Genomic DNA, 13,196 nt, shown 5'->3' with positions numbered 1-13,196 from the left:
AGACGCCGCCGAAAAAGCGCAGATTGCTGTCCAGCACCGGCAGCGCCGGAACGCCCGACGAGGCGTAGAGCGGATCGCTGACGCCGAGCATCGTGATGATGCCGGTCAGGATCGGGACGAGGGCGAGCAAGCCCGTTGCGATCTGCAGCGCGCGCCTGCCCATGGTCGTTGCCCCATCCCCTCGCTTCTGGTCCTGGCTAATCCGCGACCAGTGCGTGCACCGAGAACATCGTGTTGGCGTCGGTCCAGCTGTTGCGCACCGTCCAGCCGGCGCTGCGGGCCAGCGCGGTGAAACGCTCGAGCGAGTATTTATAGCTGTTCTCGGTGTGAATGCTCTCGCCGGGACGGAACGCGAAGGTGTTGCCGAGGATGCGCACGGTCTGCGCCTTGCGGCTGATCAGGTGCATCTCGATGCGATGGCGGTCGCGGTTGTAGATCGAGCGGTGGGTGAAGCCCGAGAGGTCGAAATTGCCGCCGAGCTCGCGGTTGATGCGAACCAGCACATTGAGGTTGAAGCGCGCGGTGACGCCGGCCGCGTCGTTATAGGCGTCGTACAGCACGCGCTCGTCCTTCTCGAGGTCGACGCCGATGATCATCTGCGCGCCGTGGCCGAGGATCTTTCGCGCGCTGCGCAGGAATGCCAAGGCCTCGCTCGGCTCGAAATTGCCGAGCGTCGAGCCCGGGAAGAAGCCGACCTTCGGCATGCCGGCGACGGCCTCGGGCAGCGCGAACGGCGTGGTGAAATCAGCCGCGACCGGATAGATGCCGAGACCGGGGAAATCCTTGCGCAACCCGTCGGCCTGGGCCTTGAGGAAATCGCCGGAGATATCGACTGGCACGTAAGCGCCGAATTCGCAGTGCTCGAGCAGCAGGCGCACCTTGGTGGTCGCGCCGGCGCCGAACTCGACCAGCGCCGCGCCGTCCGGAATGATCGCGGCGATCTCGTCGCCGCGGTCGCGCAGGATGCCGAGCTCGGTGCGCGTCGGATAATATTCCGGCAGCACCGTGATCTGCTCGAACAGCTCCGAGCCGGTGGCGTCGTAGAAATATTTCGGCGACAGCCGCTTCGGGTGACGGGCGAGATCGCCGATCACGTCGCCGGCAAACGCCGAGGTCGCTTCGTCGAACGGATACGCTTTTGCCAAAGCGGCGGCATGCACATTCATGATACTCTCCCGAACGCGCTTACCGGCGCGATATTGATGTCGACAGGACTCAATCAGGCATAGTCGGCGAGGCGTAACCCCGTGAATCGCCAGCGATGGTGCGGATAGAAGAAGTTGCGGTAGGTGACGCGGCTATGACCTGATGGCGTCGCCAGCGACGAGCCGCGCAGCACCAGCTGGTTGACCATGAACTTGCCGTTGTATTCGCCGAGCGCGCCCTCGATCGCGCGATAGCCCGGGTACGGCGAATACGAGCTGCGGGTCCACTGCCAGACGATGCCGTAGGCATCGTTGAGCAGGCCGGCGCGGGCGGCGACCTCCCATTCCATCTCGGTCGGCAGATGCTTGCCGGCCCAGCGGGCGAAGGCGTCGGCCTCGTAATAGCTGACATGGCAAACCGGCGCTGCCGGATCGATCGGCTGCAGGCCGCCCAGCGTCATGATCTTCCATTCGCCGTCGATCTGGCGCCAGTGGCCGGGCGCCTGCCAGCCCTCGTTGCTCACGGCGCCGAAGCCGTCCATCAGCCAAAGTGTGGCGGTGGAATAGCCGCCGTCCTTCATGAAGGCGAGCCAGTCGGCATTGCTGACGAGGTTCTTGGCGAGCTTGACCGGACCGACCAACGCGCGATGCGCGGGCTTCTCATTGTCGAAATGGAAGCTGTCGTCGGCGTGGCCGACGGTGTGGATGCCTTCGTTGAGCGTCACCCATTCCTCAGTGCCTCGCTGCGACGCCGGGAAGCGCCAGGCCGGATCATAGGCCGGCGGGATCGGGTTCTGGGCGAAGGCATGCAGGATGTCGGTGACCATCAGCTCCTGATGCTGCTGCTCGTGATTGAGGCCGACCTCGACCAGCGGCACCAGCGCCTCGAGCTTGTCCGCTGCGGCGGTCTGGAAGAATTTCACCACTTCGGCGTCGACATGGCGGCGGTAGGCGGTGACTTCGTCGGCGGTCGGGCGGGTCAGATGGCCGCGCTGATGGCGGGCGTGCCGGGGGCCGGCGCTGACGTAATAGGAATTGAACAGATAGGCGTAGTCCGGATGGAAGGGCGTGTAGCCCTTGACGTGCTCGCCGAGCAGAAACTGCTCGAAGAACCAGGTCGTATGGGCGCGGTGCCACTTGGCGGGGCTCGCATCCGGCATCGACTGGATCAGCTGGTCTTCCGCGGACAGCGGCGCGGCCCGGCGCTCGGTCTCGTCGCGGACCGCGCGATAGGCGTCCACCAGGCGCTGGGCTGACGACCCGGATTCGGAGGGCAATGACGGGGGGGCGCCGGGAATGGCGGCCGCGGCAGAGGCTGGTTTCGTCAACGATGGTCTCCGATTCAAGGGGAGAACGTTGCTTCGGCAAACTGGTTCCAGACGGACAGTTCGTCCTAGATAGGGGCTCCGTTACGGGAAAAAAGCCTCCTCCATGATGATATTGGGGCCGTCAGGTAATCCCGGCACCTTTGGGGCGCCGCCCGGCTCCCGCCGCATGCCAGATTTCCGGCCATTTTGCTTTGGATGCACAATGGTTTGGGCTACATATATGGGAGGTCACGGGTTAGAAGGGCGGGCCGGCCCGTCAGGGCTTGAGAGCGCCGCCGCCGAAGGAAGCGAAAATGAGCATCGAGCAATTCATCGACAACGAAGTGAAGGCGAACGACGTCGTGCTGTTCATGAAGGGCACGCCGCAATTCCCGCAGTGCGGGTTTTCCGGTCAGGTCGTGCAGATCCTCGACCACATCGGTGTCGGCTATAAGGGCCTCAACGTTCTCGAATCGGCCGAGCTGCGCGACGGCATCAAGGTCTATTCGAACTGGCCGACGATTCCGCAGCTCTATGTGAAGGGCGAGTTCGTCGGTGGTTGCGACATCATCCGCGAGATGTTCCAGGCCGGTGAATTGCAGCAGCTGTTTGCCGACAAGGGCATCCCGGTCGACGTGGCTGCCTGACCTTGACCGCGCGCCAGGTCGGCAAGGCGCGGCTCGACGTCATCGTTACCGACATCACGACCCTGCGCGTTGACGCCATCGTCAACGCGGCCAATTCGTCGCTGCTCGGTGGCGGCGGCGTCGACGGCGCGATCCATCGCGCCGCGGGCCCGGAGCTGCTCGCCGAATGCCGCACGCTCCATGGCTGCAAGACCGGTGATGCCAAGATCACCAAAGGGTATCGGCTGCCTGCCAAGCACGTCATCCATGCGGTCGGCCCGGTGTGGAATGGCGGCACCCAAAACGAGGACGCGCTGCTCGCATCCTGCTATCGCCGCGGCATCGAGCTTTGCCACGCCAACCGTCTCGGCTCGGTCGCATTTCCTGCCATCTCGACCGGCGTCTATCACTTCCCGCCGGACCGCGCCGCCGGTACCGCAGTCAGGGCCGTCGTCGATACCCTGGCGGCGGCACCCGACCTCACGCATGTGATCTTCTGCTGCTTCTCGGCCCAGAGCGGCGAGCTTCATCAGAAGGTCCTGGACACCTTCGGTAGCCCTTGTGCCTGATGATACCGCCGCTACACTTCCCCGTGATTTTCGGGGAGGGATAGATAGAATGCATTCATTTCGTTTGACGTGTGCGGCCGCGGCCGCCGCGCTGTTGCTTGCGGTGCCGCTGGCCCGCGCCGAAGGCACCTATGAGATTCCGGCGGGTGCGCATTTCAATCCCGACAAGCTCGCCAAGATCGGCGAGTTCTTCAAGAACGAGGTCGCGACCGGGAAGATTCCCGGCGCCATCGTCCTGATCCAGCAGCACGGCAAGCCCGTCTATCACGAGTCCTTCGGCGTGCAGGACGTGATCAGCAAGGCGCCGATCACGGACAAGACCATCTTCCGTTTGGCTTCGATGACCAAGGCGATCACCGCCGTGGTGTCGATGCAGCTTCTGGAAGAGGGCAAGTACAAGCTCGACGATCCCGTCTCGAAATACATCCCGTCCTTTGCCAATGTGAAGGTCGGCGTCGAGAAGAAGGCCGAGGACGGCACCAAGACGCTCGAGCTGGTGCCGCTGGAGCGGCCGATCACGATCCTCGACCTGATGCGGCACACCTCCGGCATCACTTACGGCTTCTATGGCGATAGCCTGGTCCGCAAGGCCTACAAGGAAGCCAACATCTATGGCGGCGATTTCGACCTCGCCGAATTCGCCGAGCGGATCGCCAAGCTGCCGCTGCACAACCAGCCCGGCGCGCTCTGGCAATACGGCCATTCCACCGACATTCTGGCGCGCGTGATGGAAGTGGTCACCGGCAAACCGCTGCTGACGATCGAGCGCGAGAAGCTGCTCGATCCGCTCGGCATGAACGACACCCGCTTCTTCGTCACCGATCCCGAGAAGCAGAAGCTGATGGCCGAGCCGCTGCCGAACGACAGCGATTTCCGGGTCGGCCGGGTCAACGATCCGACCAAGGTCAAGAAATGGGAGTCAGCCAGCGGCGGCATGGTCTCGACCATGGCGGACTATTCGCGCTTCGCGCAGATGCTGCTCAATGGCGGCACCTTCGACGGCAAGACCATTCTGAAGCCCGAGACGTTCAAGCAGCTGACGACCGACCAGGTCGGCCCGGGCTCCGGCGTCGGGCGCGACGTTTTCTACTTCCCCGGCGACGGCTTCGGTTTCGGGCTCGGGATCGGGGTGCGCACCGATCCCGGCAACGCCAAGCCGCCGCCGCCCGGCGATCTCGGCGAACTGAAATGGGATGGCGCCAGCGGCTGCTATTTCGTCATCGACCGCAAACAGGACTTCTTCTTCATCCTCCTGGAGCAGACGCCGACCGAGCGCCAGCGCGTCCAGCGGACGCTGAAGCTGCTCGTCTATGAAGCCATGGAAAACTAGAGCGTTTTCGAGCGAAGTGGATACCGGTTCGCGTGAAGAAAACGCATCAAAACAAAGGAACAAGAGCATGACCCGATTCAATCGGTCATGCTCTTACATGCGTGGGTGCCGCGCAGTCGTCGCGGCGCTCGCGGTCGCGTTCGTCGCAACGGATGCGAAGGCCGGCTCCGCGGGGCCGGCCGCGCACAGCTTCTCGCCGGAACGCCTCGCCAAGGTCTCCGACTATGTCAGGAACGAGATCGTAACCGGCAAGATTCCCGGCGCGATCCTGCTGCTGCAGCAGCACGGCAAGCCGGTCTATTACGAGAAGTTCGGGGTTCGCGACGTCGCCACCGAGCTCTCGATGAGCGCGGATACCATCTTCCGCCTCTATTCGATGTCGAAGCCGATCACCACTGTCATCGCGATGATGCTGGTCGAGGAAGGCAAGCTCGCTCTCAGCGATCCCGTATCGAAATACATCCCGGCCTTTGCCGGCATGAAGGTCGGCGTGGAAAAGCGCGGCGATGAGGGCAAGGCGACGATGACGCTGGCGCCGCTCAAGCGTCCCGTCACCATCGAGGACCTGATGCGCCACACCGCCGGCCTGCCCTACGGCTATTACGGTGGCGGTGTGGTGAACACGACCTACGCCGATGCCGGCCTGTTCAACAACGATCCCGACAATGCCGAGTTCGTGGCGCGGCTCGCGGCGCTGCCGCTTGCCGAACAACCCGGCACGCAATGGGACTATGGCCATTCCACCGACGTGCTCGGCCGCATCATCGAGGTGATCACAGGGAAATCCCTGTTTCAGGTCGAGAAGGAGCGGCTGCTCGGCCCGCTCGGAATGAACGAGACCGCATTCTATGTCGCCGACCACGCGAAATGGCCGCTGATCGCCGAGCCGATGCCGAAGGATCGCACCATCAGTCCGGTGGCCGAGGTTCGCGACCCGCGCAAGCCGCTGCGCTGGGAATCCGGCGGCGGCGGCATGGTCGGCACCATCGGCGACTATGCGCGCTTTTCGCAGATGCTCTTGAACGGCGGCAGCTATGACGGCCGCCGCTATCTGAAGCCGGAGACCATCGCGCTGATGGCGTCGGACCATATCGGTCCGGAGACCGGGGTCGTGCGCGACAAGAACTACTACCCGGGTCCGAACTCCGGCTTCGGCCTCGGCTTCGCGGTCCGCACCTCGGTGCCGCCCAACACGTCATGGCCGCTGGGCGAATATCGCTGGGACGGTGTCGGCGGCACGTTCTTCTTCATCGATCCCGCGGACGATCTGTTCGGAATCTTCATGGTGCAGACGCCGTCACAGCGCGGCCGGATCCAGCAGGAGCTGAAGACGCTGATCTACCAGGCGATGGGGCGCTAGAGGCGGTGGGCGGAGGTGGTCATGCAGGCAATGACATTCACCTTCCGCAAGCTCATCCCGGTGGCCGTCACGCTTGCCGCGGTGACCGCGTGTCGGCCCGTTCTGGCCGAAGAAGCTCTGCGCCGGAATGATGCTGACGTCATGCAGCGGATCGACCACGTCGTAAACGGCCTGAGGACGGCGATTGTCGTCGACGGCGATGCGCCGATGACATTGTCGGACCGCATGAACGAGCTGCATGTTCCCGGTGTCAGCATCGCGGTGATTCACGGCGGCGCCATCGAATGGGCGCGCGGTTTTGGCACCGTCGCCATCGGCGGTCCGCCCGTGGTGCCGGAAACGCTGTTCCAGGCGGCTTCAATCAGCAAGCCGACGACGGCCATTGCCGCGCTAGCGCTGGCTCAGGCCGGCAAGCTCGATCTCGATGCCGACGTCAACGTCGCGCTCAAGGGCTGGAAGATTCCGGACTATCCGTATCCCCAATCCCGGGTGACGGTTCGGCGGCTGCTGAGCCATACGGCCGGGACGAACGTGTCCTTCTACCCGGGCTATCAGGCCGGCCAGCCGGTCCCCTCGCTTGTCGAGATCCTCGATGGCAGGCCGCCTGCGAACACTGCGCCCGTTCGGGTCGAGCACGAACCCGGCAAGCAGACTGAATATTCGGGCGGCGGTTACACCATCGTTCAGCAATTGCTCATCGACGTGACGGGACGGCCGTTTCCTGCGCTGCTCGATGAGTTTGTCTTCAAGCCGCTCGCCATGACGCATTCCAGCTTCGCGCAGCCATTGCCTGCGGATCGTTTGCCGATGGCCGCCACGCCGTACCGGCCGGACGGCACGCCGGTGCCCGGCGGGGCGCATGTCTATCCCGAACTGGCCGCGGCGGGATTATGGACGACGCCGAGCGATCTCGCCCGTCTCCTGCTCGCCATGCTGGATTCGCTGGCCGGTCGGAGCAATCCCGTTCTGTCGCAATCGATGACGGCCGAGATGCTCGCGCCGGTTCTGGGCAGTGCCGACGGGCTACCCCCGGGGACAGGACGACGTGGGATGGGCTGGCTGGTTCGCGGCTCGGCGCCCAATCGGCAATTCTGGCACAACGGGGTGAACGAGGGCTTCATCGACACCATGGTCATTTTCGAGAATGGCGATGGCGCTGTTGTCATGACCAATGGCTGGGGCGGTCAGATCCTCGTCGGCGAGATCCTGCGCAGCATCGCAGCCGAGTACCACTGGCCGGATCGTCAGGCCAGGGTCGGGAAGCTCACCGCGGTGAGCCCGCAGGCGCTGGACCGTGTGGTCGGGACCTATCGGTTCACGCCCGAATTTTCGATCCACGTTACAAGGGAGGGAGACCGCCTGTTCAGCGAGGCGACAGGGCAGCAGCGGCGCGAGATCTTCGCCACCAGCGATCGCGAGTTCTTTTTCAAGGTTGTCGATGCCGTGTTGTCATTCGACACGGACGGTCAGAACGCGGCAATGCAAGTGACGCTTCACCAGGAAGGCACTGATTACGTCGGAAAGCGGCTGCCGTAGTTTGGTAGCCCGGATATCGATGCACTCCATCCGGGCTACGGGAACTATGCTGCGCGCACGATATCCCTGACGTGGCCCATCATTTCCTCGATCATCGCAGCCGACACGTCGAGATGCGTACAGGCCCTGATCCGGCCGTCCATCATCGCCAGCGTCACGCCGCGTTTGCGCAGCTCGGCGACCATTTTGTCGCCTGATACGCCGGCGCCATCGGGCTTGAAGAAGACGAGGTTGGTCTCGGGCGCCTGCACGGCGATGCCGTTGATCTGCGACAGCCCGCGCGCCAGCGCCCGCGCATTGGCATGGTCGTCGGCGAGGCGGTCGACGTGGTGATCGAGTGCATGGATGCAGGCGGCCGAACAAACGCCGGACTGCCGCATCGAGCCGCCGAGCCGCTGCTTCCAGCGCCAGACGTCGTCGATGAAGGCGCGGCTGCCGGCGATCACGCCGCCGATCGGTGCGCCGAGGCCCTTGGAGAAATCGATCCAGGCGGAATCCCAGCCCGCGGTCATGTCGCGCGGCGAGATGCCCGAGGCCACGGTGGCGTTCAGCAGCCGCGCGCCGTCCATATGGGTGACGAGCCCATGGGCCTTGGCGATACGCACGACCTCGTCAAGCGCGGCCTTCTTCCAGATCGTGCCGCCGCCGATATTGGCGGTCTGCTCGACGCTGACGAGCACCTGCGACGGCTGGTAGCGGGTGCGCGGATGCAGCGCGGCGCGGAAGGTGTCCGGCGTGAACTGGCCGTCATCGCCCGGGAGCTGCGTGATCTGGAAGCCGCCGAGCGCCGCATGCGCGCCGCCCTCGCGTGCGATGATGTGCGCGGTGGCGTGCGCCAGGATCTCGTCGCCGGGGCGGCAATAGGCCAGCGTCGCCGCGACGTTGCACATCGTGCCCGACGGCATGAACACGGCGGCCTCCTTGCCGAGCAGATCGGCGACGCGGGCGCAGAGCTCATTGGTGGTCGGATCGTCGCCGACCTGCTCGTCGCCGACCACAGCCTTCGCCATCGCCTCGCGCATCGCCGGCGTCGGCCTGGTCTGGGTGTCCGACAGCAGGTTGATGCGGACGGGCGGCGCCTTCGGATCGGGCGGGGCAGGGGTGTAGTGCATGATGGTTCTCTCGGTCGATGTGCGCTGACTTTAGCCAAACAAAAAGGCCCCGGCAAAACCGGGGCCTTTCGGATCTCGCATGCGTGCCGTGATCAGCGCGAATAGAATTCGACGATCAGATGCGGCTCCATCTGCACCGGGAACGGCACGTCGCCGAGCGCCGGGATGCGGGCGAACTTCGCGGTCATCTTGCCGTGATCGACCTCGAGGAAGTCGGGCACGTCGCGCTCGGGCAGCTGGGCGGCTTCCAGCACCGGGGTGAGCTGCTTGGAGGCTTCCTTGACCTCGATGCTGTCGCCGACCTTCAGCTTGTAGCTGCCGATGTTGACCTTGCGGCCGTTCACCTTGACGTGGCCGTGGTTGATGAACTGGCGCGCGGCGAACATCGTGGCGACGAACTTGGCGCGATAGACCACGGTGTCGAGACGGCGCTCCAGCAGGCCGATCAGGTTCTCGCCGGTGTCGCCCTTGAGGCGGCTGGCTTCGACATAGATGCCGTGGAACTGGCGCTCGGAAATGTTGGCGTAATAACCCTTGAGCTTCTGCTTGGCGCGGAGCTGCACGCCGAAGTCGGAGAGCTTGCCCTTGCGGCGCTGGCCGTGCTGGCCGGGGCCGTATTCGCGGCGGTTCACGGGGCTCTTCGGGCGGCCCCAGATATTCTGGCCCATGCGGCGATCGATCTTGTACTTCGCCTCACTGCGCTTTGTCATCGCGTCCTCTTTGTACAGCCGTCGCTACGTCGCGCCCGGCGTTTTGTCAGTTTCAGGTTTGAGGAGACGCGCCCTCCTGTGTACCGGCCAAAAGGCCCGTACCGACAGGTCCGCCTCGAAAGCTCGGGGAGAACCACGGGTCGCGAAACGCATCGCGGGCCGAAACCGGCCCGCGAGCAAGGGTGGTCTTAAGGAGAAAGTCCGGGTCTGTCAAACAAAACGCGGGGCGATTTGGGTCGAATCGACGCCAAAATCGGCCATTTTCGTCCCTCCCGGGCGGTTTGCCGCCGCCCGGACCGGCCGGGCGCCGGTTTCCGGCCGGATCGCGCCCAATTCCGCTGCAATCACACTGCTCAGCACCTGCTCGAGCCGGGCCAGGGTCCGGGCGATCAGGGCCGCGTCGCAGACCAGATGGTCCCAGCGCAGCACCACATCGACGGTGTGGTCCGGCTTGATCACGCCATAGCTCAGCAGGAACGGGCCCGGGCTCAACGCGTGCAATTCGCCCGGGCCATAGGCCGCGACCGAGGTCACGCCGAAGCTGCCGCAGAAATTGGCGCGCTGCCGCCCGAAATTCAGCCCGATCGCCCAGGCCAGCAAGTCCCTGTAAACCGGCAAAATATCAATATCGGCGAGCGCAAATTGTCGCTCGCCGTACCTGAAGCTCAGATGAACCAACTGGCGGTAGGCCAATTGGTTCAGCTCACGGCGCCGGTTTTGCCAGGGGCTCGCCGGCCTTGACCACGTACCCGAGCACCTTGAGCGGCTTGTCGCCGGAGGTTTTGGCGTCGTGCACCGCACCTTCCGGGATCTGGTAGGAATCGCCCGCCTTCACTTTCAACGGCGGCTGGCCGTCGATCACAAGTTCGAGCTCGCCTTCGAGCACCTAGCCGGTTTCAGCACCGGGATGACTGTGACGCCCCGATGCACCCCCGGCCGGAACCTCGGCGATCGCGGTCACCGTGTTGTAGCCCGCCGGGAAATCGACCTTCTGCAGCGGCGTGCGCTTGATGCCGCTCTGCTGCGCAACAGCAGCGCCGGCACCGGCAAAGGCAATCACGGTGAGACCAATCATCAATTTTCTGAACATGCATTTCCTCCCAAGGCGCCAAAGCCTAGCAGCGCGGAATCGCGGCGGAAAGCCTGCGAAGTGTGATGCGCGCCTGCGACGTTCGGATAGGTCCGCTCATCTCGCGGCGCCAAGCACCCGAGTTTTTGCAGCATTTGTCCGCCCTCGATTATCAGAGGGCGCAGGGAAAGCCGGGTGCCGATCGCACCCATGGGTCCCGTGCAACAAAAAGCACGGGAGGTAGGACCACAGGTGTAACCGGGAACTCCGGCTTTCCCTGCGCGATGGTTTTACGGCTTATACGTGCTCTCCCCGGTGAGACTGGGCTTGCTTGTCACCGCCTTCGCAAAACGCTTTCGCATCTTGCGACGAGACACCTGCCGCTAGGGCGTCAGGACCACACGATTTCGCCGTCCGCATCAATCACGCTTCGTCGGTCGTGACCTCAGCGTCCACCGCGTCTCACCGCAACACCCGTGACGATGCGCAAGCGCCTCGATCGGGTGAGACGGGCAAATCTATACACTGAGTTGGGTGTGCCGATAAACAGAAATATTTTTGACGAAGGGGCTTGCCACGTCGGGCAACTCAGTGATCGCGATTTCGGGTGACGCCGGCTCGTTGCGCCGTACCCGCAGCGGGCCGAGTTCCGGTTCGTGCAGGCCGTTCAATTCGCGTGAGACAATGTGCCGCGCAGCCTGCCGCGCTCAAGCTGCGTGACCGCGACATGCGAGCCTTTGGCGGCGCCATGGAGTCTTTTGAAGCCGAGGTCGCTGGTGCTGACCGAGAGGGTGCTCGCTTATTTTCAGGTTCATAACTGGAGCGCGATTGATCTGCCGAGACCAAGTGCTTGAAGTCAGGACAGGAACTGCCCCCGCGACAACGCGCCAAGGCTGGTTTGATGTCCGCGGCGAGATCGTGGCGCGGATTCGCAGGCGTGCAAATTTTCGTTTGTTTTTCCGAGAAGGCAATGATGCCGGCGGCATCGGATTGATGGAATTGGCACATCGTTCGTTAAGGCTGCACGCCTTGGGGTTGAGATTGGCACAAAGTGCACATCACACGCATGACGCGTTGCGCTATCGTTTGATCTCAAAGCGAAACAGCTCGTGACAACGTCCGGCGGGATGGATCACGCGCCGCAGGAGCGGCTGCGCGTGTGGACGCGCGCACGGAGAACAACAGAGGAGGAAGGGAAGAAGGCCTGACGTAATCAACGCTGCCGAAAAGTGCAGCATCAAAAAATGGAAGGGCGCGACAATGCAATCGAGCACGACGTTCGATCACCGAGAAGCCGATCCTGCGATCTTCAAGCCTGCCATCTTCGGCAAGATCTTCCGCGGAGCGCTTATCGGAGTCACCGACCCATCGAGAACACAGGGGTTCTGGCCACGGTAGTGCGCGAACAGGTGTATCGCCATGTCCCGGGCCGAGATCGCTTCCGCTGAAGCAGAGCCGGACGACCGCATGCAGACCGACGACATGGTCTGGATTCCCGGCGGCACGTTCCGCATGGGCTCGGACCAGCATTATCCCGAGGAGGCGCCGTCGCATCGCGCGTCGGTCGATGGCTTCTGGATCGACCGCACGCCGGTGACCAACGCCCAATTCCGCGACTTCGTGCGGGAAACCGGCCACATCACGTTCGCCGAGCGGCCGCCCGATCCCGCGCAATATCCGGGTGCGCTGCCGCATATGCTTTATGCCGGCTCTCTGGTGTTTTCTCCGCCGCGCCGCGTCCACACGCTGCGCGACTGGAGCCAATGGTGGACGTTCCTGCGGGGCGCGAACTGGCGCCGCCCCTATGGCCCGCGCAGCAACATCAACGTGCTCGGGAGCCATCCGGTGGTCCACGTCACCTATGCCGATGCGCTCGCCTACGCCAAATGGGCCGGCAAGGAGCTGCCGACCGAAGCGGAGTGGGAGTTCGCGGCACGCGGCGGGCTCGAGGATGAGGAATATGCCTGGGGCAATGCCTTGACGCCCGGCGGCAAGCACATGGCCAACACCTGGCAGGGCAATTTCCCGCTGCAGAATCTCTGCGAGGACGGTTTTGACCGAACCTCGCCGGTGACCGCGTTTCCGCCGAACGGTTATGGCGTCCACGACATGATCGGCAATGTCTGGGAGTGGACCGCCGACTGGTGGTCCGCCCGCCATGAGGCCGACGCCGCGAAACCCTGCTGTATCCCGCAGAACCCGCGCGGCGGCCGCGAGAGCGCGAGCTACGACCCCGCCCAGCCGGCGATCAGGATTCCCCGCAAGGTCCTGAAGGGCGGCTCGCATCTCTGTGCGCCGAACTACTGCCGCCGCTATCGCCCGGCTGCACGCCATGCCGAACCGGTCGATACCTCGACCAGCCATGTCGGCTTTCGCTGCGTGGTGCGGGTATCCGCTGCCGTTTCTCACCCGACGTAGTGAAGGCCTTTGCA

At 64.1% G+C, this 13,196-nt stretch carries 11 protein-coding genes and 2 pseudogenes; 7 read left to right on the top strand and 6 right to left on the bottom strand.

Features of this window, described 5'->3' with window-relative positions:
- Positions 1-197 precede the first annotated feature (197 nt).
- Together egtD and egtB are read right to left on the bottom strand one after the other, a co-directional pair.
- Positions 198-1,166 carry an L-histidine N(alpha)-methyltransferase gene (gene egtD / locus K359_RS0124220; RefSeq protein ID WP_029081658.1) on the bottom strand — a complete coding sequence of 323 codons (969 nt, stop codon included), beginning with the start codon at positions 1,164-1,166 and terminating at the stop codon, positions 198-200.
- Between the two features lie 53 nt (positions 1,167-1,219).
- On the bottom strand, positions 1,220-2,473 hold the full coding sequence (gene egtB, locus K359_RS0124215; protein ID WP_029081657.1) for an ergothioneine biosynthesis protein EgtB: 1,254 nt from the start codon (positions 2,471-2,473) through the stop codon (positions 1,220-1,222).
- A 293-nt stretch (positions 2,474-2,766) separates the two neighbouring features.
- On the opposite strand from egtB, the gene grxD reads away from it, so the two are divergent.
- The 5 genes from grxD (at position 2,767) to K359_RS52815 (ending at position 7,873) form a co-directional block, all read left to right on the top strand.
- The gene (gene grxD / locus K359_RS0124210; RefSeq protein ID WP_029081656.1) at positions 2,767-3,099 is read left to right on the top strand and encodes a Grx4 family monothiol glutaredoxin; all 333 of its coding nucleotides are present in this window, start codon (positions 2,767-2,769) and stop codon (positions 3,097-3,099) included.
- Positions 3,096-3,647 (top strand): O-acetyl-ADP-ribose deacetylase, encoded by a 552-nt coding sequence (locus K359_RS0124205; RefSeq protein WP_029081655.1) that lies wholly within the window; start codon positions 3,096-3,098, stop codon positions 3,645-3,647. The genes grxD and K359_RS0124205 overlap by 4 nt, the downstream gene beginning before the upstream one ends.
- A 49-nt stretch (positions 3,648-3,696) precedes the next feature.
- A complete protein-coding gene (locus K359_RS0124200) occupies positions 3,697-4,977 on the top strand; it encodes a serine hydrolase (RefSeq protein ID WP_035976975.1) in 1,281 nt (426 codons plus the stop codon).
- 97 nt (positions 4,978-5,074) lie between these two features.
- Positions 5,075-6,337, top strand: a complete 1,263-nt coding sequence (locus K359_RS0124195) for a serine hydrolase (protein ID WP_029081653.1) — start codon at positions 5,075-5,077, stop codon at positions 6,335-6,337.
- A 21-nt stretch (positions 6,338-6,358) separates the two neighbouring features.
- Complete coding sequence (locus K359_RS52815; protein ID WP_156928638.1) at positions 6,359-7,873, top strand: serine hydrolase; 1,515 nt, start codon at positions 6,359-6,361, stop codon at positions 7,871-7,873.
- Between the two features lie 44 nt (positions 7,874-7,917).
- Here K359_RS52815 and K359_RS0124185 read toward each other — a convergent pair whose 3' ends face one another.
- The 4 genes and pseudogenes from K359_RS0124185 to K359_RS52805 form a co-directional block, all read right to left on the bottom strand.
- Entirely contained in the window at positions 7,918-8,985 is a 1,068-nt protein-coding gene (locus K359_RS0124185; RefSeq protein WP_029081652.1) for a low specificity L-threonine aldolase, read from the bottom strand.
- Positions 8,986-9,077: 92 nt separating this feature from the next.
- Positions 9,078-9,695 (bottom strand): 30S ribosomal protein S4, encoded by a 618-nt coding sequence (gene rpsD, locus K359_RS0124180; RefSeq protein WP_029081651.1) that lies wholly within the window; start codon positions 9,693-9,695, stop codon positions 9,078-9,080.
- 288 nt (positions 9,696-9,983) lie between these two features.
- Positions 9,984-10,313: pseudogene (locus K359_RS52810) on the bottom strand (acyltransferase); the annotation flags it as partial.
- A gap of 85 nt (positions 10,314-10,398) precedes the next feature.
- Positions 10,399-10,785 (bottom strand): annotated as a pseudogene (locus tag K359_RS52805) (cupin domain-containing protein).
- Between the two features lie 825 nt (positions 10,786-11,610).
- Here K359_RS52805 and K359_RS61470 point away from each other — a divergent pair.
- Together K359_RS61470 and K359_RS0124165 are read left to right on the top strand one after the other, a co-directional pair.
- Complete coding sequence (locus K359_RS61470) at positions 11,611-11,877, top strand: hypothetical protein (protein ID WP_156928637.1); 267 nt, start codon at positions 11,611-11,613, stop codon at positions 11,875-11,877.
- A gap of 306 nt (positions 11,878-12,183) precedes the next feature.
- Positions 12,184-13,182, top strand: coding sequence for a formylglycine-generating enzyme family protein (locus K359_RS0124165; protein ID WP_029081650.1), 999 nt, complete (start codon positions 12,184-12,186; stop codon positions 13,180-13,182).
- The last annotated feature ends 14 nt before the right edge of the window (positions 13,183-13,196 follow it).

It is taken from the genome of Bradyrhizobium sp. th-b2 (genome assembly GCF_000426785.1).
GTDB classification, from domain to species: Bacteria; Pseudomonadota; Alphaproteobacteria; order Rhizobiales; family Xanthobacteraceae; genus Bradyrhizobium; species Bradyrhizobium septentrionale.
Note: the sequence above shows the minus strand (reverse complement) of the source record. Positions and strands in the feature narration are given on the sequence as shown.